Below are 22,428 nucleotides of genomic sequence, written 5' to 3'. Positions count from 1 at the left end.
TTATTTTCTTGTCAAGTAACGCTCTTATTCAAAGCGCTCTCCCATTTTGTCAGCGTACTTTACCGAACGAGAAGAGCTCTTTTCAAAATTGTGGTTGGTAATGAGCTTGTCCTTCATTTGCCACAAACTCTGCGAAAGGTCTACGTAATAGCGGTGCGGGTTTTCAAAACGAGTAACCTCTTCCCAGAGCGTATCTACCTGCGCGGTGCAGTATTCACGAATCTCATGAACGCTACGCGGCTCCATAGTACATTGCCCGTTTTTAAAAATCTGGGTCATAAGGGGAACCGCACGGAAGTTTTCCACTCTTTTGCGCTTCCAAATATATTCAGGGTCAAAAATAACATAGGGAAGCTCATCATCAATCAGCTCATCGTGCATGGTAATTACATCAGCAATTGCCTTTCCGCTGTAACGGTCAAACAAACGCCACAGGCGTTTAAAGCCGGGTGTGGTAATTTTCGCAACGTTCTCACTAATTTTGATTTTGGGCTGAATACTGCCGTCCTCGTTTTCAACGCCGACTAATTTATATACGCCACCGAATACGGGTTCAGACGCAGAGGTAATCATGCGCTCGCCAACGCCAAAGCTGTCTACCTGAGCACCCTGCATCAGCATATCGCGTATGATGTACTCATCCAGCGAGTTAGAAGCGCAAATGCTGCAATCCTCAAAACCGGCGGCGTCCAGCATCTCGCGTGCTTTGCGGGAGAGATAGGTAATGTCTCCACTATCAATTCGAATGCCTCCGGGGCGAAAGCCCTTCGGCACCAATTCTTCATTAAAAATACGAATGGCATTTGGAATGCCAGACTGCAATACATTATAGGTATCTACCAGTAACACACACTGGTTGGGGTATTCACGAGCATATGCACGAAACGCATCAAGCTCTGTGTCGAAAAGCTGCACCCAGCTGTGCGCCATTGTTCCCATAGCGGGAATGCCAAAATCACGCTCACAAATGGTGCAAGCTGTTCCCGTACAACCACCGATATAGGAGGCTCTCGCACCGTAAACCGCACCGTCGAATCCTTGTGCCCGCCGTGAACCAAACTCCATTACAGAACGCCCGCTTGCTGCACGAACTATTCGGTTTGCCTTTGTTGCAATTAAGGTTTGGTGATTTACGCAAAGAAGCACCATTGTTTCAATAAACTGTGCCTGAATAACGGGGCCGCGCACCGTTACAATTGGCTCACCTGGGAAAATGGGGGTTCCTTCCGGAATTGCCCAAACATCGCACTCAAAGTGAAAATTGGCTAGATAATCAATAAAAGCATGATTAAATGTTTTGGTGGTACGCAGGTAGTCTAAATCCTGCTGGGTAAACGAGAGGTTTTGCAAATATTCCACCATTTGCTGTACGCCAGCCATAATGGCAAAACCACCGCCATCGGGAATTTTACGAAAGAACATATCGAAATAAACAATCTTATCTTGAAAGCCGTTTGCAAAATAGCCGTTTGCCATGCTTATCTCGTAAAAATCGGTGAGCATTGTCAGGTTCTTACCGAATGGAGTCTGTACTGTTTCCTCCAAATCCATACACCTCATTAAAAGCAATTATTATAGCATAATCTCTTTGCAGTGTTTGTGCATATTATAAATCAGAAAGCAAAGAGAAAACGTTGCACGAATTAGGGTGATTTACCCGAATTCGGGGCAAGCCTCAAAAAAATATGCCGGTCACTTTGTTGAATAGTATTATAACAAGAAACCCTCTAAATAACAATGTTTTTTTGACATTCGACAAAGTAGGTACCGTTCCATTTGAAACCAGCAAATTAAACGGATTAAATCTAAAATTTTTGTATGGTTTTTGTTGCGTTTTTCGATTTTATCTACTATAATGGAATGTATTCCGGATAGTGGTATTTTTATTTCTTTTAAAATACTTTGCTTTCTGAAAAGCGACAGCAATTTAGTGCCTTTTTTATTGAAGAGGGAAATCTTATTATTATTTGTCTGGCCGGCGAAAAACGGCCTGAGCAACGGGGAGATGAAAGAATGAGATTACGCAAGCAAGCCCTGGGTAATCGTAATTTGGTAGGTGCCCATGTAGAAATGGCCCGCAAGAATTTGGGTATGAAACAAAAAGAACTTTTGGCTCAGCTGCAGGTGAATGGAATTGACATGAACGCTTCCGGCCTTTCGAAATTAGAAGGGCAAATTCGTTACGTAACGGATTTTGAATTGGTAGCTTTATCGAATATTCTAAACGTGTCTGTTGACTGGCTGCTCGGTCGCGAAGACTGATTACGGCACATTATACCAGCGCTTTATAGAAAAGAACAGCATCCCGTAGAGTGGATGCTGTTCTTTTTTTGCGTTCTAATATTTATAAAATTGAAATGGGTAACCAATCACTCTAATTTGATAGCTGCCAGTTAAAAAGTTACTCTGAAAAATGAAAACTACTCTCAATTTTAAGGCTTATTTTTTTATCTATATTACATGAAGATGTACTTAACATATCGGTATTCTATTATAAGTAATGTTAAAAATAAATTTTTTCCTAAAAAAGAGTTGACTATTCGTATCTTGCAACGTATTCTTTACTAAACTTAGTTTTGTAAACGTATAAGATTAGTATGTTTTAACAGTTTGAATTGTTAAAATGCACAGCAGCAAAAGGAGGGCAACTATGATCACACTACAAAACATTCGCAAATCTTTCGCCTTCAAAGAGATATTAACAGGTATTAACCTTACGGTAGAGCAGGGGGATGTTGCGGTGATTATCGGACCCAGTGGAACGGGAAAAACCACGCTGCTGCGCTGTATGAATGGCCTGGAGAAGGCCGATGAAGGAAATATCACCATTGACCAGATTTTCTATGATTATAAAAAATCTTCAAAAAAGCAGCTTTTAGCACTTCGAAGAAAAACAGCAATGGTATTTCAGAATTACAACCTATTTAAAAACAAAACTGCTTTGGAAAATATTACGGAGGGACTAATTACCGTTCAAAAAATTCCCAAGACAGATGCAATCATTACTGCAAAACAGCAGCTCAAAGGTGTTGGGCTCGAGGGAAAAGAGGATTTTTACCCAAATCAGCTTTCCGGAGGTCAGCAGCAGCGGGTAGGCATTGCTAGAGCGCTTGCCTTAAACCCATCGGTGATTCTATTCGATGAGCCTACATCATCGCTCGACCCAGAGCTGGTCGGCGAGGTTCTTTCCGTGATGAAGCAGGTGGCTAACAGAGGAATCACGATGGTAGTTGTTACTCATGAAATGAGCTTTGCACAAAATATTGCAAATAAGGTGATTTTTATGGAGGGTGGTAACGTTGTAGAGCAAGGCCCTCCCAGAGAGGTTTTTCTATCACCAAAAGAAGCGGCAACAAAACGGTTTTTAGACTGCATCTATCAGCCTTTTGTTTATCAAATATAAACAGCAAACATCTTAAAATAGTTTACTTTATGAGGGCTTACACAAATAAGGAGGAATTAACATGAAAACAAAACGCATTCGATCGTTCATCACAGCGGCTATTCTTACGGGGCTTTTGTCGGGTTGCGCAGCAAACACCAGTACAGGTGCAAACGCTTCTGCTGTGCAGAGCGGAGATTCCTCATCTGCCTCGGTAAAGACCGTAAATGTTGCTTTAGAGGCTGCTTCACGCCCATTAAGCTTCGAGAATGAAAAAGGCGAAAAGGTTGGTTATGAGGTTGAGGTGCTAAAAGCGGTGGATGATTTGATTCCGGATTATCAATTCAACGTGGAATTGGTAGAAAGCGACGCGACGCAAATCGGTTTAGAAACTGGTAAATATGCGCTCATTGGCGGAGGTCTTTATAAGACAGCTGAACGCGAGAAAAAGTATCTGCTGCCAAATGCCATTACCGGTGTGAGTCTTATTAACATTTATGTGAATGAAGACAATAACTCCGTTCAAACGCTGGATGATTTGGTGGGCAAAAAGCTAGTACCATCCACCCCCAATGGAGGCATTTTTAATTTGCTTACTGCCTATAACAAAGAGCATCCCGATAAACAAATTACCATTGCGACCGGCGACGGCATTTCAGTGGCAGATCGTTTTAAATCGGTGAGCGATAAACAGTATGATGCCTTGGTGCTTCCGAACAATTTGGGCTTCTCTGAAATTAAGGAGCAATTGGGTCTAAAAGTAAAAGCGGTAACTCCCCCAGTGAAAATTAATGGAACTTATTTTGCCTTAGCAAAAGACCAGGCAGATTTATCTGCAAAGGTAGAGCAGGCGTTAAAAACACTCAGAGAAAACGGAACGCTCTCCAAGCTTTCTGAAACATGGTATGGGGAAGACACCATAAAATACGCTGCCAATTCGTAAGTTCTTTTGTACAAGTGCTTGGTAGCAGAGGGGAGCGGTACCCACAATGAATATCGATTTTTCTTATGTGTGTTATGTGGTAGGGCGAATTAGCGTTGCAATTCCTTATACAATGTTGGTTATTGTTATATCTGGCAGCTTGGGTATTCTTTTGGCGGCGGGTATCGCGACAGTTCGAATTAAAAAATGGAAAGTGCTTTCACCCCTGTCAGACTTATATGTATCTTTCTTTCGCAGCACACCCTGCCTGATTCACATTTTCTTAGTGTATTACGGGTTGCCGCTAATTCTGCGGGAATTTGGGATTGATGCAGATGGCTGGAGTAAAACCTTCTATGCTTCTCTTGCGCTAATTTTATACAATGGCGCCTATATGTCGGAGTACCTTCGCCCTGCCTATTTGGCGGTGGGAAAAGGCCAACACGATGCCGCCGACAGCATTGGTATGAATGGTTTCACGAAATTTAGAAGAATTCTACTGCCTCAAATGCTGCCAATTGCGTGGCCAAATTTAGAGAATGCTTTTGTAGAGCTGGTAAAAGATACATCTGTTTTATTTGTGATTGGCTTAACTGACATTATGGGGCTGGCCAAAAAAATCATCTCCAATGATTTCGGAGTAAAAAAGCTGGAGGTTTTTCTGGCTGCGGCAATTATTTATTGGTGCATCACGTTTGCAGTTGGGAAGCTGTGCCAGGTATTTGAAAAGAAAGTGATTGCTGGTAAACAAACAGAAAAGCGGGTGGGGTAATGCTGAGTGGTTCTATCATTGTAGAAGATATGCGCTTTATTCTTACGGTTGTCCCGTTTACATTGGGAACTGCGCTTATCGTATTATTCTTTGGCGTTCTGCTTGGTTTACTCGTAGCAGTCATTCGTATTCGCCAAATACCGGTGGCAAAACAGATTGCACGGGTATTTATTGACTACACCAGAGGGGTGCCGTTGGTGATTCATTTGTACCTCGCTTATTTTCTTCTGCCCATGGTGTTAGATAGCCTTTGCCAACTGCTAGGGCTGGGGAACGGTGCACCTGTTTCACCTCTTGCTGTTCTTGTGGTGGCATATGCGTTCTATATTTCGGTTGGGCAGTCTGAAAATATTCGTGGGGCGTTTTATTCCATTGACCCCGGGCAATGGGAAGCTGCCTTTGCCAGCGGGATGACCGGGTACCAGGCATTGCATCGAATTGTGGTGCCGCAGGGGGTAGCGGTAGTAGTACCAGTGCTTTTTAATACCTTTTTAGGGGTAATTAAGGGGCTTTCACTGGCTTTTACCATTGGCGTGGCAGACATTTTATCTCAGGCAAAGCTGGCATCTGCTCAAAATGCGCATTACCTTGAGGCGTACATTGCGGCCGCACTCATCTATTGGGCACTTTGTGGATTGCTGGATGTTGTATTTCGCCGTATTGAGCTGGCATTTAAGAAATGGTAGGTGTAATATGAATAAGTTTGAGCGAATTCACGCAGCACTGAATGGGCAAGAGGTGGATAAAATTCCACTGAATGTCTGGATGCACTTTTCAGCAGTAGACCAAGACCCAAGAAGTCTAGCGGAGGCACAAGTGGCTTTTGCACAAAAGTATGATTTTGATTTTATTAAGCTCATGCCGTTTGGGCTGTATGGTGTGCAGGATTATGGCGTAAAGGTGAAAATCTTTAATCGAGTGAATGAGCCGCCAATTGTAGACGACTATGGGATACACCAAGTAAAGGATTGGGAGCGGATTGAACCGCTGCCTGCCATTTATGGAACCTACGGCAAGCAGCTTCAGGCGGCTCGGCATACCATAGTGCTGGCAAACGGGCAGCTGCCTATCATCCAGACCATCTTTAGTCCCCTAACCACGGCCAGAAAGCTTGCGGGCGATCGAATTCTGCTCGATATGAAGGATAACCCCCGCCTATTCAAGCAAGCCTTGCAGGCTATAACGGAAACTACCATTAACTTTGTAAAGGCCAATATTGAAATGGGTGTAAATGGTTTTTTCTTTGCGACGCAATGTGCCAACCACGATTTCTTAACCGAGGAACAGTACCGCGAGTTTGGGGAATATTTTGACCGTCAGGTAATCGCCGCCTATCAGGATGAAACGTTCTTTAATGTGGCTCATCTGCATGGAGACAATGGGATGTTCCAGTTAATTGCCGATTACCCTGTGAACTGCATCAATTGGCACGACCGCTGGAGCAGTCCAACGCTGGAGGAAGCACGTTCCATTACCGATAAATGCCTGCTGGGTGGAATTCGCGAAGCCCCTTTCTATAATGAAAATGGGGAGAAAATACGAGAGAGCATTTTGGTTTCCGGCTCGGTGGCAGAGGTGGAACAGCATGTGCAGGAGGCTATTGTCGCCGCAGGGGATAACGGGCTGATTATTGGTCCCGGCTGTGTAGCGAACCAGAACCTTCCTGAAAAAAATATGTATGCTCTTTGCCGTGCTGTTTACCGAGTTGCAGCTGTGGCAATATAAAAAGAACCGTACCTGTTTATACAGGTACGGTTCTTTCTTGTAGAACGTACAGCTGATGGTCGTTCTATAAAAGAAGTGTGGGGCGTTGGTACTAGTACATTACCACTACTCCATACAGTTTTTTATTCTGCTCATAATAATGACTACTTTTTTTACAAAGCATAATTCAATATTTAATTGCTTCGTCTGGCGACATGTTTTCGGATCAATACATAAGCCCTTTCATCGTGAATTCAGCAAGGTATTCAATCAGCTGAGGGAAATAATCAATCCCAATTTCATCCTTATGTGTTTCCATAACAACCAATGAGGTGAAAATCGCCATAATCATTTCAGCGTCAATATCTTGCCGCATCCGTCCCTCGGCCTGCCATTTTCTCACAATCTCAATAAAACCACTATAGAGAAAATCCACGCGAGCTAATCCGTTTTCTTCTCGAAACTTTTTTTCAATTTTACTAAACGACTCTCTATTGTACCATTCCCGTAGAATTGGGTTTTCGTTCATTCCCGCTAAGTTCAACTGCAGCATCTTCTGAATGACGTGTATGGGTTCGGCATCAATGTCTATCTTCTTCATGATGTTTTCTTTCAGGGCAACATTTTCGTCGTTGTAAATATCCAGAAACAGTGCTTCCTTTGAAGAATAGTAATTATAAAATGTACCCGCCGCCATTCCTGCCATTTTCATGATTTGGGCAACATTGGTATCCTTAAAGCCCTTTAAACAAAACAAATGCTTCCCGCAGCGATAGATTTCTGCTTTTCTGTCCACGTTTATCCTCCTGTTGCGTAATAATTTCTAATTATATTATCTTTTGTTTCCTATAAAATCAAAAAAGCTTCCCCATATCTTTTTAAAAAAACCTAATGTAACAGGGTAATAATAATCGGACTCAAACCACCCGAGTTCCTTAAAATAACGATAATCCCGGTATTCCTTATTTTGAAGTTTACCTATCATTGTTCGGCTCATACGGAACATCATAATCCTGAAAAGAGAAGGGGATGGCGCGCCGTTCGTCAGTGCTTTATAAAAGCTCTCAGCCGCCTTCTTTATTTTCCTATCGTTTTTTATACGCATAGCCTCCGTGGTGGGCTCTAGCGTTTGTAGAACACAACCGCAGGATGAGTAAAAACCTAAATTTTCCCCCATGCTATTTAAATACTTGACAATTTTATCTCCACCGAAAATGCCCTGTGTGACAATAGCCGTACAGGCCTTGCCCCAAAAGCGCGGTCTGTGAAAGAGAAAGGCCAGCCTGTCAAACAAGTTCTTCATCTGTGCGGAAACATGGAATGCGTAATTGGGGGATGCAAAGATTACACCGTTCGACTGACTAATTTTTTCCATCAAAACATCTCGGTCGTCCTTCAAGGGGCAATATTCCTCACCCTTGTCAAAGCACAGCTTGCAACCCGTGCAAAATTCAAGGTTGTAATCATGTAAAAAAATAGGTTCAAATTCAATCTCGCCATACGATTTAATATATTCCCCAAATTTGAGGACGGCACCGTAAGTTTCTTTCTTCCGCGGACTTCCGATTATTGCAATAACCTTTGTCATAACCGACCTCCTTAAATATAAAAGACACAATATGAATGAACAATTAATTATTCATTCATATTTTGATAATAGCATAGAGCTATTTGTATGTCAATAAAAGTGGCTTAAATTGGGTTGGCCTTTTTAAGGTGGCTGTCTTTATGAATGAAGTATTTAACATTATAAAATACCGGTATTTTAAATGCAGTATTATAATAAAAGAAAAGCCTTGAATTCTGCCATTGCTTTCGATATAATCAAAGTAAATTAGAAAAAGGAATCATGGCATGGAACAACGGACTTTTTCAGAACACGTGTACGATTGGGTTGCAAAAATTCCGTATGGCAAAGTTGTAACCTATGGTCAAATCGCTTTTTTCATGGGCATGCCACGCAGTGCAAGACAGGTAGGGTATGTGTTAAGCCATACCCCTTCTTTTTTATCACTTCCCTGTCATCGGGTGGTGAACCGATTGGGTGCTACTGCGCCGGGATGGCCGGAGCAGCGCAGCTTATTGCAAGCGGAAGGGATTGCTTTTCGTAAAAATGGTACGGTAGATTTAGTGCAAAGTATTTGGAGACCGACGAAAGATGAAAAATGAGGTGGAGTTATGTTTCCGGAAGTGAGAAGAAAAGACCGTATCCTCCCTGAAGAAAAGGTAGAGAAGCTGCTTAAGGAAGGGGAATACGGAGTACTGTCTACCATTGGGGAAGAATACCCGTATGGTGTACCGATAAGCTATGTTTACGACGGCAGCTCTATTTACATTCATTGTGCAACGGTTGGCACAAAGCTTGAAAATCTATTAAAGAATGCAAAAGTATCGTTTTGTGTTGTAGGCAAAACACAGGTTCTGCCGGGAGATTTCACTACCAATTATGAAAGTATCGTTTTATTTGGAATTGCGCAAGAGGTTTTCGAGGAAGAGAAACAAAAGGCGTTAGAGCTATTATTAGAAAAATATTCATCCGAATTTATACCAAAGGGACTCGATTATATTGAAAAAGCGCAAAGTAGAGTAAGAGTGATTAAAATTACTCCGAATTATATTACGGGTAAAGGCAGAAAATAATTAATTATTACATGATTTGCATGTAGTTTTAAAAATCTTTACATTTGATTATGGGAATTACCAGTTGATGTTTTACTTATTTCGTGGTAAACTAAGTGATATTAGTAACATGCCCTGTGCCAGGCAAGGAAAGGTAGGAAAGCCCAGTGGAGTATCAGATCATTGTAGATAGTTGTGTGGATTTTAACGAAGAGGTGTTCGGTGATCCCAGTGAAATGAAGCGGATTCCCTTTCAGCTTTTAATAGATGATGAGGCTTTAACAGACGAAGGTCTGGATTCTGACGAATTAATTCGCAAAATGAAAGCCAGTAAACGTAAAATATCTACCGCTTGCCCTTCTTTGCATGATTATTTGGAAGCTTATAAAACTTGTGCGGTGAATTATGTAGTTACAATCTCCTCTCGCCTGAGCGGCTCCTTTCAAAGTGCAATGGCTGCCAAGCAAATGCTAGAGGAATCCGGTAGCGACAGTAAGGTTTATGTAATAGACAGCAAAACTGCTGCGGCAGGACAAACGCTCGTTGCACTCCAGCTCAAGCGTATGCTGGAACAGCAAATGGAGAGCACCCAGATTCTGCTTCGTATGAACCAATACATTGCGAATTTGCAAACCTTATTTGTGCCTGTATCCTTAAATAACCTAGAAAAGAACGGCAGAATTAAAGGCATTCAGGTCATTATGAGCAAAGTTCTGCGCATCATTCCAATCCTCGGTGCGAATCGAGAAGGTACTCTCGAGCTGAAGGATAAGGCGCGCGGAGAAGCCCAGGCAATGGAAAAGCTTATGAATCTCATTCGGCGCGATGCGGTTAATATGACAGAAACTGTTTTAGCGATTACACATGTAGATGCAAGAGCGAAGGCAGAGGAATTGTGCGAAAAGATTAAGAGCCTGTTTACATTCAAAGAGGTCATCATATTTCAGGCGAGCGGCTTGAGCACGATTTACGCAGATGATGGTGGAATTGTACTTTCTTTCTAAAATTATATCAATAATAAAAATACAAAGGCTCCGTTCCATTGGAACGGAGCCTTTGTTGATCATAAAAAACCATTAAGAATTCGATTTTTCTACTTCTTTCCAAGCTGCTAATTTTAAAATGAATCCGCAAATCCATTGCACAATAAAAACCAGCGCAACAAAAATAAGAAGTGATACCGGAAGTGTAGACCCGAAAATTGGGATGGCAATAGAGGTTGCAATAAAATAAGATAAAATAAAACCAATAAGGTCTACTGCAACAAATAAAATCCGCCAAGGCCAAGTAAGGGTGATGCTGCGGCCGCAGTGGTCGCAAGGAACGCTGCGGAAAAAGATGCTGGTGAAACGAAAGGAATACCCAACCTCGTAACGGTGTTTGCAATTCTCTTGATTCGAATTCAATGGACACAACTCATTTCTCGTTAGAAATCAAACTGCAGGCGCAAATACCAGTGTGTAGGGGTTTTTCCATCAAATGAACTTCTCCGCTTTTCGAAGAAAATACTCCAGCACACGCGTATCATCCGTCAGTTCAGGGTGATAGGCTGTCACTAGAATTGTATCATTTTCCGCAGCAGTTATTTTTCTGTCAAAGAACGATAATGGGGTGACGCCCTCACCAATGGATTCAATATAAGGGGCACGAATAAAGGTCATTGGTACAATACCAATCCCGCGGAATTCTTCCTGCGTCTCAAAGCTCCCCAACTGTCTTCCATAAGCATTGCGGCAAGCTGTTAGATCAATTCCTTTTAGATAAGCGTGCTTTTCATTTGAAATTCGATTCGCAAGCAATATTAACCCTGCGCACGTTCCCCATACGGGCATTCCATTTTGAATGCGTTCCTGAATGGGTAAAAACAGCCCAGTTTGGTGCAAAAGCTTGCCAATGACGGTGCTTTCCCCTCCGGGAAGAATGAGCACATCTACGGTATCATCAAAATCCGCTTTCTTGCGAATCTCAACATAGGGAACGTTCAGCCTATTCAAAGCTGCAATGTGCTCCGCAAACCCGCCTTGCAGTGCTAGAACGCCAACCTTCATATGCCGCGCTCCGCCATTAGTAGCTCAATTTCTTGCTCATTAATGCCAACCATTGCCTCACCCAAATCTTCGGAAAGCTCTGCTAAAAGCTTGGGATCGTTGTAATTGGTAACCGCCTGCACAATGGCGCGTGCTCGTTTTGCGGGGTTGCCAGATTTAAAGATACCCGAGCCAACAAATACACCCTCTGCGCCAAGCTGCATCATAAGTGCTGCATCTGCTGGGGTTGCAATGCCGCCGGCGGCAAAGTTTACGACCGGCAAACGCCCGGTTTCAAACACGCTGCGAACTAGGTCATAGGGTACCTGCAGCTCTTTCGCTGCATGGAATAGCTCATCCTCACGGGTGTTTTGAATCTCTCGAATCTGTCGGTGAATAAGGCGCATGTGGCGTACTGCCTGCACAACATCACCTGTTCCGGGCTCGCCCTTTGTACGTATCATAGAGGCTCCTTCGGCAATACGGCGTAAGGCTTCTCCCAAGTTTTTCGCTCCGCACACAAATGGAACTTCGAATTTGGTTTTATCAATATGGTAGAGGTCATCGGCGGGGGAGAGCACTTCGCTTTCATCAATGTAATCAATCTCAATTGCCTGCAAAATTTGTGCTTCTGCAAAATGCCCGATTCGAACCTTTGCCATAACCGGAATGCTAACGGCTTTTTGTATGCCGCGAATCATGGTAGGGTCACTCATGCGGGAGACGCCGCCAGCGGCACGAATATCCGCGGGGATTCGCTCTAACGCCATAACGGCGCACGCACCGGCCTCTTCAGCAATTTTTGCCTGCTCGGGAGTTGTTACATCCATAATAACGCCGCCCTTTAGCATTTGGGCTAAGTTTTTATTAAGGGTATATCGATTGTTCATAAACTCTGCCTCCTTGAATTCCTTTTCGTCTAGTAAAATGAAAACTTGCAGAATTTGTAAGTTTGCTCTATTATAAAAGGGAATTGATTGTATAAAAAGAGCCAGATATATAAAATTTGATGGTACCAGATGGGAGGCGAGCTTATGAATGAAATCAATTTACAGCTCAAAAAAGAGTCGGAACTTCCTTTATTTCAGCAGCTGTACGATTATTTTAAACAGGAAATTATCAGCGGTAATTGCAAGAAAAACGAGAAGATGCCATCCAAACGGCAGCTTTCTGCCTATTTGCATTGTAGCCAAAATACCGTACAAGCGGCCTACTACCAATTGGTAGCCGAGGGCTACCTTATTTCCCGGGAAAAAAGTGGTTATTATGTAGCCGATTTGGGGAACGTGCTGCACATAAAAGAGGTACCCCCAAAAGAGCTTCTTTCGCCTCCAGAAGAAGGGCGTATTTACTATGATTTTTCGTATCAGGGAGTGGACCACGACAGCTTTCCATTTTCCATCTGGCGAAAGCTGACCAAAGAAGGAATCAATGAATACGACCGGGATTTACTCAAGGCGGGCGACCCTAAGGGCGACCTTGGTTTGCGAGAAAGTATTGCTCATTACCTACATTATTCGCGTGGAGTCAATTGTAGCGCTGAGCAAATCATCGTCAGCTCTGGAACCGAATTTTTACTGCAATTGCTGATTCAGCTGTTTGATGCCAATGTTGTATATGGCATAGAAAACCCCGGTTATGAGAAGTTGAATATGATTTTTAAAAGCAACCGCGCCAATTGCCAGCCAGTAGCTTTGGATGACAGAGGAATGCGACCAGACTCCCTGCGAGAAAGCCAAGCAAGCGTGGCCTGTATAACGCCATCACACCAATTCCCTACCGGTACGGTGATGCCGGTGAGCCGCCGAATTCAACTGCTGAACTGGGCAAATGAAGCACCGGAGCGTTATTTAATTGAGGACGATTACGACAGTGAATTTCGGTATTCCGGCAAGCCAATACCCTCTTTGCAGGGCATGGATGAGACCGGGCGGGTGATATATTTGGGTGCTTTCTCAAAATCACTTTCACCGGCACTGCGGGTGAGCTATATGGTTTTACCGCTACACTTGCTTGGTGAATATGAAAAAAAGCTTCGTTTTTATATTTGTCCCGTTCCTAAAATAGACCAAAAAACCTTATGCCGATTTATTGATGAGGGTCATTTTGAACGCCACTTGAACCGTATGCGAAACTTATATAAGCAAAAGAGAGAGACCATAGTAGCTGCCATACACAAAAACCTCCCACAAGCTGAAATTCAGGGGGATTCTGCTGGTCTGCATCTGCTTTTGCGTGTGAACAATGGTTGGGATGAGGCAGAGTTAATTGATGCCGCATTGCGAAAGGGAGTAAGGGTATTTGGTGTAACGCAATACTATTTTGCTCCACCGCAAAAGAACCAAGAGAGCTTGCTGTTGTTAGGCTTTGCGTGCCTGAAAATAGAAGAAATTGAAACTGCGGTTATTTTGTTGACGCAGGCTTGGAAAAACAACGGGGATGCTTTTTAAAAAGCATCCCCGTTGTGACTTATAATAGTTCACAACTGTTATAGAAAAACGAATCTCTTTTATTTTCTCCCTGTGAGTAGCTTATAAATCTGAACCAATAAAAGAGGCAGAAGCGATACGCCAAAAATAACGGCATATTGTATTCCGTTCAGCGGTGCAATTTCGAAAAGCACCATGAGTGGCTGTAACGTTAATACCGCAAACAGCATCAGAAATCCAACTGCCACGGCAAGCCAGATGAATTTGTTTGAGAAAACACCCAAGCGGAATACGGAATCTTTGCCTCTGCAATTAAACCCATGAAGAAGTCTCGATAGGCAAAGTGTGGCAAATGCCATTGTTCTTGCGGTTTCCGCTCCGCCAGCAGACAGACCAACATAGTAGGCAATCATGGTTCCAATCGCAATGAGGAGGCCCTCCAGCAATACCTCCAGACCAAAGCGTTTATCTAATATAGGGGTGTTTCGGTCACGTGGGCGCTCTTTCATTACGGTTTCATTGTGTGGCTCAAGCCCAATCGCGATGGCGGGTAGGCTATCGGTTACCAAATTGATGAATAACAGGTGAACTGGAGCAAAGGGGTTTGGCAGAGCCAAAAGGGAAGCATACAACACCGAAAGAATTCCCGCTGTATTGCCGGAGAGTAGAAACTGAATGGCATTCTTAATGTTTGCATAGATGCTTCTACCGTTTGAAATCGCACGAACGATGGTAGAGAAGTTATCATCAGTAAGCACCATAGCGGCTGCATCTTTTGCAACCTCCGTACCGGTTATACCCATGGCAATCCCAATATCGGCCTGCTTTAAGGCGGGTGCATCATTCACTCCGTCGCCGGTCATGGCTACTACCTTGCCTTTTTCCTGCCATGCTCTCACAATTCGAATTTTATGCTCGGGGGAAACTCTTGCATACACTGAGATTTCTTCTACACGCTGCTTTAGCACCTCATCCGACATATGTTCTAGTTCGTAGCCTTCGATTGCCTGTGCATCGTCGGTTAATATTCCAATCTGTTTGGCAATGGCAGAAGCTGTTATCTTATGGTCACCGGTAATCATGACAGGCTTGATGCCCGCACGCAGGCAGTCTGCCACCGCCTGTGCAGATTCCGCTCTGGGCGGGTCCATCATGGCGATGAGCCCAACAAAGGTAAGGTTATTTTCATCCTCTACCACAAGCTCCCGGTTGAAGGAAAGCTCCTTGCAGGCAAAGGCGAGTACTCTCAGTCCGTTTTGAGAAAACTCACAATTCATAGCCTCAATGCTCTGCTTGAGTTCCTCTGTGAGTGGCTGAATACCATCGGAGGTTTGCAGGCTAATAGACCTTGCGAGGAGGACATCCAAAGCGCCTTTTGTGATCATGAGGGGGTTACCGTCCCAAGTGTTCAAGGTACTCATCAGTTTGCGCTCGGAGTCAAAGGGGAGCTCGGCAACGCGAGGGTATCTTTTTCGAGCTAGCAGTTCATCCAAATGATACAGGTCGCCGAGGTTCACAAGGGCAATTTCAGTGGGGTCGCCAATTTCTTTTTTCTCGATGGTGACGGCATCGTTACATAGCAGAGACATTAAAACCAGATTTTTCTCCAAATCATGTTCCGGATTTAGCTGATTGTGCTCTATTACTTTGTTATCCACATACAGCTTTTGTACGGTCATTTTATTCTGAGTGAGTGTTCCCGTTTTGTCGGAACAGATGACCGAGATGCTCCCAAGGCTTTCTACGGCTTGCAGCTTGCGGATGATTGCATTCGACTTTGTCATTTTCTGTGTGCCGAGTGCTAGCACGATGGTCACGATGGAGCTTAGCGCCTCCGGAATTGCCGCTACCGCTAAAGAAACGGCAAATAGAAATGCATTTATCAGGTCGTTGCCTCGAAACACATCGAGCGAAAACACAAGGGCAGATAGGATGAGAATTAGCAGAGCAAGCTTTTTGCCAAAGTTGTCGAGGCTCTCTTGAAGTGGCGTTTTTTTCTCTTTAGCACTTTCCAGCAAATGGGCAATCTTACCGATTTCGGTATTCATGCCGACGTTGGTAATGAGAACTACCGCCCGGCCATAGGTAACAAAGCTGCCGGAAAACACCATGTTCTTTCGATCGCCGATGGCGATTTCTTCTTTCTCAATCACATCAACGGTTTTTAGCACGCTTACGGATTCCCCGGTCAGGGAGCTTTCGTTTACTTGCAGATTGTACGATTCTAAAATCCGGCCGTCCGCGCTGATAAAATCGCCGGCATCCAAATAGCAGATGTCCCCAACGACTAGCTCATGAGAGGGAATCTCCGTTTTCTTTTCATTTCGTAGCACCTTAGCGGTGGGGGAGGAAAGAGCCTTTAAGCTTTTTAAGGACTGCTCCGCCTTCCGGTGCTGAACCGTGCCGAGGATTGCGTTAATTACCACAACGGCGAGAATGACCAGAGTGCTTTCTAGCTTACCGAGGAATGCAGAGATGGTTGCGGCGGCAAGTAGAATTAAAACAAGAAAATCCTTAAATTGCTCAAAGAAAATTTGCAAAGCACTTTTAGCGGCGGTTTCTTCTAGTTCATTAAAGCCATATTTATCACGTTGAATCTTCACTTTCGCATCGTGCAGGCCTTTGGTATCCACTTTTAGCAGTTCCATGATTTGCTGTGGGGACTTTGCGTGAAAGTTGTTCATTCGTCATTCTCCTTATTTCTTTATTTTGGTAGCTGGCAAATTCAAGTGATGACAGGATGATTAGAGAGAATTGGTCGTACAACTTGAGTTCATAGAAGGGGGATGCGGTTGTTGAAAAACAGTTATTATTCGGGTGCACAAAGCGGTTTTTCACTTCTTTTCCCTAAAAATGGGTAATAAAAAAGACCCCACGGCTAGATTAAAAAATCTAACTGTAGAGTCTCACTAAACGAAACGCTGTCAAAGCCGGGATTTCTCCGAAGTGACGACTTTGAGCCCCGTATCAATACGGGAAGCTACTCCCTCTAATATTCGATTACAAGTATCATATCATTCTATTCTGGAAATTGTCAATAGCGAATTTTACTAATTTAGATTTCATTTCATTAAGCTTATACACTTAGCAAAGCGGACATTTTGTTTCTATTTGCTGCTCGTTGAACTAGGGGTCTTTTGTATGATTTCATTTATTTCCGTATCGCTAAAACCCTGAGACTTTAAATAATTAATTCTCTCAAGCATTAATTTTTTAAAAGAATTGTAAATGTATAAGTCATTTTGCTTCATTTCAGATAAGTACTTTACTTCGTTTTTATCCACATATTTCATCATGTTCTCTGCCTTAAATTTTCCATTTATAAGGAAATCCTGCGCAGCACCAATATATGCTCTATTTTTACCATCTCTTGCGTCCCACATTATCTTAATTAAATTATTCATAACTTCTTTGGTGTTTTTTGCTGCTTCATATGCTTCTAACGCACTAATTTTATTTTCTGAATATGCGTTAACATAATTATTTAGGTTTTCTAATCCCTCGTTAGAACCTATAATTGTATTCATGATAAATTCATCAAATTGAATTGCATAGGCCTTCTCTTCACTCATTTGGTTTGATGCTGCTAATTCAGAAGAAGCAGAACTAAAAATAGTACTAGAGCTTGCGCTCACTGAACTTACTGCAATGGAAGAAGTTGATGAAGTAGATGCAGCTACCGCAAATTTATCGCCAGAAACACTATTCATCCACATAATAACGGCGACTATAATAAAAAATGGAGCGCATATTATAAATAAAAGATTTGAAGTACAACCTTTTTCTTTTTTTACAATGGTTTCTGTGTTGCCAGGTTTTTGGGTTTCAACTTCTTCCGGTTGCATTGTTTCGACGGCAGTACCACAATTAAAACAAAACTTACTGTTGTCTGGAATTTGATTTCCGCAATTTTTACAATACATGATATCCCTCCAAATTATTATATTACCATAATTTGGATTAGATAGGAATGGAAAATATCTAATATTGTAAAATATACACGAATCAATGCTATAATTACGTGAATGAAATGAAAAGTTATTTCATAACGGATTCAAAGTATTAATTTAAGTTTTAGAAATGTAAAACAAAAAGCCGAACCTGTTAAAATCAGGTTCGGCTTTTCTTCATCTGGTGGACCCAAGGGGGATCGAACCCCTGACCTCTGCATTGCGAACGCAGCACTCTCCCAGCTGAGCTATGGGCCCATAAATGCTATAAAACAAGATGAAATCACTGGTAATTTCAACGCTGTTAATTATAGCACGGGGGTTTTGGTTTTTCAAGTTTATTTTGCAAAATGACCTATTTATTTTTCTTTTTTTCCTCTGCTAAACCGGTTTTGCAAAATGTGTTCATACAGCATATTTCGCAATGTGCGGTTCGTGCCTGACACACCGCTCTACCGTGCAAAACCAGCCGGTGACAAAAATCGTTGGATTCCTCTGGTGGCAGCACCGCCCGAAGATCTTTTTCAACCTGAAGCGGCACTTTGCTTTTTGTAAGACCCAGCCGCCCGGTGATGCGTATAAAGTGCGTGTCGGTCACTACGGCGGGCTTGTGGTAAACATCCCCCACAACCAGGTTTGCAGTCTTTCTGCCTACACCCGGCAGCTTTGTTAGCTCCTCTACTGTGTCTGGGATAATGCCGTCGTATTCCTCCGCCAGCCTTTGGCACATGGCAAGAATATCGCGCGCCTTTGTTTTATATAGCCCGCAGGAGCGAATCAGCTCTTCAATATCTTCCACGCGAGCCTGTGTAAAGGCTTCTAACGTGGGGAAGCGCGCAAACAATGCAGGGGTGACGAGATTCACACGTGCATCGGTGCATTGTGCGGAAAGCCGTGTTGCAATCAATAGCTGGAGAGGGTCACGGTATTCCAGCGAACAGATGGCATCGGGGTATTCCTTTTTCATTGCTTCCACGGCACAAACTGCTAATTGCTTTTTGGTCATTTTCGGCGTATCCTTTCCCGGCGGTTTTCTACATTTTAATACAAAACAAGAGAAAAGGAAAGGTCATTTTCTGGGAATGACCGCATTGCCTTTTGCAAAAATCGCGTGTATAATATTCTTAAGAAAACAGGAGAGAAGGTTGCCAATGTTCAGTGAAATGATGGATACCATCGGATTTGTTTCCCGCTTTGACCATGAGGTTGGAGCAGCTATGGAGCAGGAGCTGGGTCGCCAGCAAAGAAATCTGGAACTAATTGCTTCTGAAAACATGGTTTCTCCCGCGGTTTTGGCCGCAATGGGAAGCATCCTGACTAATAAGTATGCGGAGGGTTACCCGGGCAAACGCTACTATGGCGGCTGCCAGTATGTGGATGTAGTGGAAGACATTGCACGTGACCGTGCATGCCGTATTTTTGGTGCAGAGCATGCCAATGTGCAGCCTCACTCCGGTGCGCAGGCAAACCTTGCCGTGTATTTCTCACTATTGCAGCCCGGTGATACCGTAATGGGTATGAACCTGGCTGAGGGTGGGCATTTAACCCATGGATCCCCTGTGAATATGTCCGGCAGCTACTACAATTTTGTAGCCTATGGTGTAGATGCGGTAACGCACCAAATTAATTATGACAAACTGTACGAGCAGGCAATGCAGGTAAAACCCAAGATGATTGTTGCGGGTGCATCGGCATATCCCCGTGCACTTGATTTTAAGCGTTTTCGTGAAATCTGCGACGCTTGCGGCGCTTACCTGATGGTAGATATGGCTCACATTGCTGGTTTAGTTGCGGCAGGGCTGCACGCTAGTCCGGTAGAGTATGCCGATGTGGTTACCACCACCACGCATAAAACCTTGCGCGGCCCTCGCGGCGGCATGATTTTATGCAAAGAGCAGTATGCCAAAGCAATTGATAAAGCGATTTTCCCCGGCACGCAGGGCGGCCCGTTAATGCACATTATTGCGGCAAAGGCAGTGTGCTTCGGCGAAGCACTCCAACCGGAATTTAAAGTATACCAGCAGCAAATTATAGACAATGCGCAGGCTCTGGCAAATGGCCTTATGAAGCGTGGAATCAAGCTGGTCTCCGGCGGAACGGACAACCACCTCATGCTCGTTGACCTCACCGGCGAAGAGCTTACCGGTAAAGAGCTGGAGCACCGTTTGGATGAAGTGTATATTACAGCCAATAAAAATACCGTTCCCAATGAGCAGAGAAGCCCCTTTGTCACCAGTGGCCTACGCCTGGGTACTCCCGCAGTTACCACTCGCGGCCTGAACACACAGGATATGGATTTGGTTGCGGAGTGCATTGCTATGGCAGCACAAAGCTTTGAAGGTAACGAAGATACCATTCGCGCTAAGGTGGAGAGCATTTGCAGCCGCTATCCGCTGTATCATTAATTAGATTATTTCTTCTAGCAACTGTTGTTTGTGCCGTTTGGTACAAATAAATAGATACGAAAAGTTTTATCAAATCGTGTGCGGCGCAGCTTCTGCTGCGCCGCTTTTTGAAAGGATGGGTTTCCATTGTCAGTGCCTTTGGCAGAACGCCTGCGCCCGCAGACGCTGGATGAGGTAGTCGGGCAGCGCCATCTGTTGGATTCAGAGAAAGCACTGCGCCGTATCATTGATTCCGGTGAAATTCCGAATATGATTTTCTATGGGCCTTCCGGTGTGGGGAAGACCACCGTTGCCTCCATTATCGCTCGTAAAACACAGCGGAAGCTGGTAAAAATGAACGGAACAACTGCTTCAACAGCAGATATTCGCGCGGTAGTGGAATCACTTGGCACACTGGAAACGCTCAATGGAGTTTTATTGTATCTGGATGAAATCCAGTACTTTAATAAAAAGCAGCAGCAAACCCTGCTGGAATTTATTGAGAACGGGCAGATTACCCTGATTGCATCCACTACGGAGAATCCGTATTTCTATGTGTATAACGCTATTTTAAGCCGGTGTACGGTTTTTGAGTTTAAGGCGGTGGATACAGCGGAGATTTTGAGTGCAGTAGAGCGTGCCTTTTCTCTTCTTGAGCAAGAGAGAGGGGAGACGATTACGAGGGCAGACGGGGTGGATTTGCACATAGCACAGTCGTGTGGCGGAGATGTTCGCAAAGCCATGAACGCTGTGGAGCTTTGCACACTTTCTGCCAGACGAGAAGAACAAGGCCTTTTTATCGAGCGAGATTCTGCACTGGAATTAACACAGAAAAGTGCTGTGCGCTATGATAAGGATAGTGATGAGCACTACGATTTGCTTTCTGCTTACCAAAAGTCGATGCGCGGTTCCGACCCAAACGCCGCCGTGCATTACCTCGCAAGGCTGCTCGAGGCAGGAGATTTGCCTTCGGTATGCCGCAGATTGCTTGTTTGCGCAAATGAAGATGTTGGCCTTGCATGGCCGCAGATTATCCCTATAGTGAAAGCTGCTGTAGATACTGCCCTGCAGGTCGGTTTGCCGGAAGCCCGAATTCCGCTTGCGAACGCAGTGATTTTGGTATGTATGGCACCCAAATCGAATTCAGCTTATTTGGCAGTAGATGCAGCGCTTGCCGATATTCGTGCAGGGAAAGCTGGCCCAATACCGCGCAATCTGCAAAACAAGCATTTTGACGGGGAAGATCAAGAACGAAAAGGGCAGTTTTATCTCTACCCTCATAATTACCCTAGCCACTGGGTGCAGCAGCAGTACTTGCCAGATGCGCTGAGCAGTACAGAGTATTACAAAGCAGGGTTAAATAAGAACGAGCAGGCATTTCTTCAGTATTGGAGAAAAATCATGGAGGAAAATTAAAAAAAGACTCTTGTAACTTTGTCCGCACAGTGCTATTATATATATAATTTTGGACTCATGTAATCCGTGGGGAGGGATATTGATTGGATAGTAATGTGTTAGCAAGTTTGTCTTATGGAATGTATGCAATAGGTGTAAAGGGTGAACACGATCCTTCCGCTTGTATTGTAAATACAGTGATTCAGGTAACGAATTCAAATCCTCCCGTAATTGCTGTTAGTATGCATCATAATAATTACAGTCACGAATGCATCCGGGAGACCGGAATTTTTTCTGTTTCTGTTTTATCGGAAGATACTCCCGGAACGGTAATTGGTGCTTTGGGTTTTAACTCCGGTAGAAGCTCGAACAAGCTAAAGAATATTCGCCACCGTGTTTTGGTGGAGGGCGTTCCTGTTATTAAAGAAAACGCCTGCTGTTGGTTTTTGTGTAAGGTGATTAATCGGGTAGAAACCGCTACGCATACCGTGTTTTTGGCAGAAGTTGTTGCCGGCAGTGAAAAAGTAGTGGGGACACCAATGACCTATAATTATTACCACCAAGTGCTAAAGGGCTCCGCTCCCGAATATGCCCCAACGTATCGCCCCGTAAACGCGGGTAATACCAGTTCTGACGGTGGCAAGTTCATTTGTAAGATTTGCGGTTATATTTATAATGACCCCGATGTTCCGTTTGAAGAATTGCCGGAAGATTGGCTTTGCCCCATTTGTGCGGCACCTAAATCGGCATTTATTCGAAAATAGAAGACCAAAGAGCTCAATCTGATATGCGTTTGCATACCGGGTGGGCTTTTCTTTTGGTCTGTTTACAACATTCACCGCTG

Annotated in this window: 22 protein-coding genes and 1 tRNA gene; 13 read left to right on the top strand and 10 right to left on the bottom strand. The window is 43.8% G+C overall.

Annotated features, from left to right (window positions below):
- Positions 1–24 precede the first annotated feature (24 nt).
- On the bottom strand, positions 25–1,551 hold the full coding sequence (locus CAN90_RS10145; RefSeq protein WP_085833710.1) for a nicotinate phosphoribosyltransferase: 1,527 nt from the start codon (positions 1,549–1,551) through the stop codon (positions 25–27).
- Positions 1,552–2,013: 462 nt separating this feature from the next.
- Between CAN90_RS10145 and CAN90_RS10140 the strand changes: the two genes are divergently transcribed.
- The 6 genes from CAN90_RS10140 (at position 2,014) to CAN90_RS10115 (ending at position 6,801) form a co-directional block, all read left to right on the top strand.
- On the top strand, positions 2,014–2,262 hold the full coding sequence (locus CAN90_RS10140) for a helix-turn-helix domain-containing protein (protein ID WP_085833709.1): 249 nt from the start codon (positions 2,014–2,016) through the stop codon (positions 2,260–2,262).
- 388 nt (positions 2,263–2,650) lie between these two features.
- Positions 2,651–3,403 carry an amino acid ABC transporter ATP-binding protein gene (locus CAN90_RS10135; RefSeq protein ID WP_085833708.1) on the top strand — a complete coding sequence of 251 codons (753 nt, stop codon included), beginning with the start codon at positions 2,651–2,653 and terminating at the stop codon, positions 3,401–3,403.
- 61 nt (positions 3,404–3,464) lie between these two features.
- Positions 3,465–4,325, top strand: a complete 861-nt coding sequence (locus tag CAN90_RS10130; RefSeq protein ID WP_085833707.1) for a transporter substrate-binding domain-containing protein — start codon at positions 3,465–3,467, stop codon at positions 4,323–4,325.
- A gap of 46 nt (positions 4,326–4,371) precedes the next feature.
- Positions 4,372–5,076, top strand: a complete 705-nt coding sequence (locus tag CAN90_RS10125) for an amino acid ABC transporter permease (protein WP_085833706.1) — start codon at positions 4,372–4,374, stop codon at positions 5,074–5,076.
- Entirely contained in the window at positions 5,076–5,762 is a 687-nt protein-coding gene (locus CAN90_RS10120; RefSeq protein ID WP_085833705.1) for an ABC transporter permease subunit, read from the top strand. The genes CAN90_RS10125 and CAN90_RS10120 overlap by 1 nt, the downstream gene beginning before the upstream one ends.
- A 7-nt stretch (positions 5,763–5,769) precedes the next feature.
- A complete protein-coding gene (locus tag CAN90_RS10115) occupies positions 5,770–6,801 on the top strand; it encodes a uroporphyrinogen decarboxylase family protein (protein WP_085833704.1) in 1,032 nt (343 codons plus the stop codon).
- A gap of 205 nt (positions 6,802–7,006) precedes the next feature.
- On the opposite strand, the gene CAN90_RS10110 is transcribed toward CAN90_RS10115, so the two are convergent.
- Entirely contained in the window at positions 7,007–7,576 is a 570-nt protein-coding gene (locus CAN90_RS10110) for a TetR/AcrR family transcriptional regulator (protein WP_242953622.1), read from the bottom strand.
- Between the two features lie 36 nt (positions 7,577–7,612).
- Positions 7,613–8,368 carry a flavodoxin family protein gene (locus CAN90_RS10105; RefSeq protein WP_085833702.1) on the bottom strand — a complete coding sequence of 252 codons (756 nt, stop codon included), beginning with the start codon at positions 8,366–8,368 and terminating at the stop codon, positions 7,613–7,615.
- A gap of 266 nt (positions 8,369–8,634) precedes the next feature.
- On the opposite strand from CAN90_RS10105, the gene CAN90_RS10100 reads away from it, so the two are divergent.
- The 3 genes from CAN90_RS10100 (at position 8,635) to CAN90_RS10090 (ending at position 10,403) form a co-directional block, all read left to right on the top strand.
- On the top strand, positions 8,635–8,949 hold the full coding sequence (locus tag CAN90_RS10100) for an MGMT family protein (RefSeq protein WP_085833701.1): 315 nt from the start codon (positions 8,635–8,637) through the stop codon (positions 8,947–8,949).
- A gap of 9 nt (positions 8,950–8,958) precedes the next feature.
- Complete coding sequence (locus tag CAN90_RS10095) at positions 8,959–9,420, top strand: pyridoxamine 5'-phosphate oxidase family protein (protein WP_085833700.1); 462 nt, start codon at positions 8,959–8,961, stop codon at positions 9,418–9,420.
- Positions 9,421–9,566: 146 nt separating this feature from the next.
- Positions 9,567–10,403, top strand: coding sequence for a DegV family protein (locus CAN90_RS10090; RefSeq protein WP_085833699.1), 837 nt, complete (start codon positions 9,567–9,569; stop codon positions 10,401–10,403).
- Positions 10,404–10,475: 72 nt separating this feature from the next.
- On the opposite strand, the gene CAN90_RS10085 is transcribed toward CAN90_RS10090, so the two are convergent.
- The 3 genes from CAN90_RS10085 to pdxS all read right to left on the bottom strand — a co-directional run bounded on the left by CAN90_RS10085 (position 10,476) and on the right by pdxS (position 12,316).
- Positions 10,476–10,805, bottom strand: coding sequence for a hypothetical protein (locus CAN90_RS10085; RefSeq protein WP_242953621.1), 330 nt, complete (start codon positions 10,803–10,805; stop codon positions 10,476–10,478).
- A 69-nt stretch (positions 10,806–10,874) separates the two neighbouring features.
- Positions 10,875–11,447, bottom strand: a complete 573-nt coding sequence (gene pdxT, locus CAN90_RS10080; RefSeq protein ID WP_085833698.1) for a pyridoxal 5'-phosphate synthase glutaminase subunit PdxT — start codon at positions 11,445–11,447, stop codon at positions 10,875–10,877.
- Positions 11,444–12,316 (bottom strand): pyridoxal 5'-phosphate synthase lyase subunit PdxS, encoded by an 873-nt coding sequence (gene pdxS, locus CAN90_RS10075; protein ID WP_085833697.1) that lies wholly within the window; start codon positions 12,314–12,316, stop codon positions 11,444–11,446. The genes pdxT and pdxS overlap by 4 nt, the downstream gene beginning before the upstream one ends.
- A 144-nt stretch (positions 12,317–12,460) precedes the next feature.
- On the opposite strand from pdxS, the gene pdxR reads away from it, so the two are divergent.
- Positions 12,461–13,876, top strand: a complete 1,416-nt coding sequence (gene pdxR, locus CAN90_RS10070) for a MocR-like pyridoxine biosynthesis transcription factor PdxR (protein ID WP_085833696.1) — start codon at positions 12,461–12,463, stop codon at positions 13,874–13,876.
- Between the two features lie 59 nt (positions 13,877–13,935).
- Here pdxR and CAN90_RS10065 read toward each other — a convergent pair whose 3' ends face one another.
- The 4 genes from CAN90_RS10065 to nth form a co-directional block, all read right to left on the bottom strand.
- Entirely contained in the window at positions 13,936–16,539 is a 2,604-nt protein-coding gene (locus CAN90_RS10065; RefSeq protein ID WP_085833695.1) for a cation-translocating P-type ATPase, read from the bottom strand.
- Between the two features lie 423 nt (positions 16,540–16,962).
- On the bottom strand, positions 16,963–17,778 hold the full coding sequence (locus CAN90_RS10060; protein WP_085833694.1) for a zinc ribbon domain-containing protein: 816 nt from the start codon (positions 17,776–17,778) through the stop codon (positions 16,963–16,965).
- A 209-nt stretch (positions 17,779–17,987) separates the two neighbouring features.
- Positions 17,988–18,063, bottom strand: a tRNA-Ala gene (locus CAN90_RS10055).
- A gap of 97 nt (positions 18,064–18,160) precedes the next feature.
- Positions 18,161–18,811, bottom strand: coding sequence for an endonuclease III (gene nth / locus CAN90_RS10050; protein WP_085833693.1), 651 nt, complete (start codon positions 18,809–18,811; stop codon positions 18,161–18,163).
- Between the two features lie 145 nt (positions 18,812–18,956).
- On the opposite strand from nth, the gene glyA reads away from it, so the two are divergent.
- The 3 genes from glyA (at position 18,957) to CAN90_RS10035 (ending at position 22,348) form a co-directional block, all read left to right on the top strand.
- On the top strand, positions 18,957–20,210 hold the full coding sequence (gene glyA, locus CAN90_RS10045; protein ID WP_085833692.1) for a serine hydroxymethyltransferase: 1,254 nt from the start codon (positions 18,957–18,959) through the stop codon (positions 20,208–20,210).
- Positions 20,211–20,336: 126 nt separating this feature from the next.
- Positions 20,337–21,605 carry a replication-associated recombination protein A gene (locus tag CAN90_RS10040; protein ID WP_143750818.1) on the top strand — a complete coding sequence of 423 codons (1,269 nt, stop codon included), beginning with the start codon at positions 20,337–20,339 and terminating at the stop codon, positions 21,603–21,605.
- An 83-nt stretch (positions 21,606–21,688) separates the two neighbouring features.
- Positions 21,689–22,348, top strand: coding sequence for a flavin reductase (locus CAN90_RS10035; RefSeq protein ID WP_085833691.1), 660 nt, complete (start codon positions 21,689–21,691; stop codon positions 22,346–22,348).
- Positions 22,349–22,428: the final 80 nt, after the last annotated feature.

It is taken from the genome of Clostridium merdae (assembly GCF_900176635.1).
Classification (GTDB): Bacteria; Bacillota; Clostridia; order Oscillospirales; family Acutalibacteraceae; genus Faecalispora; species Faecalispora merdae.
Note: the sequence above shows the minus strand (reverse complement) of the source record. Positions and strands in the feature narration are given on the sequence as shown.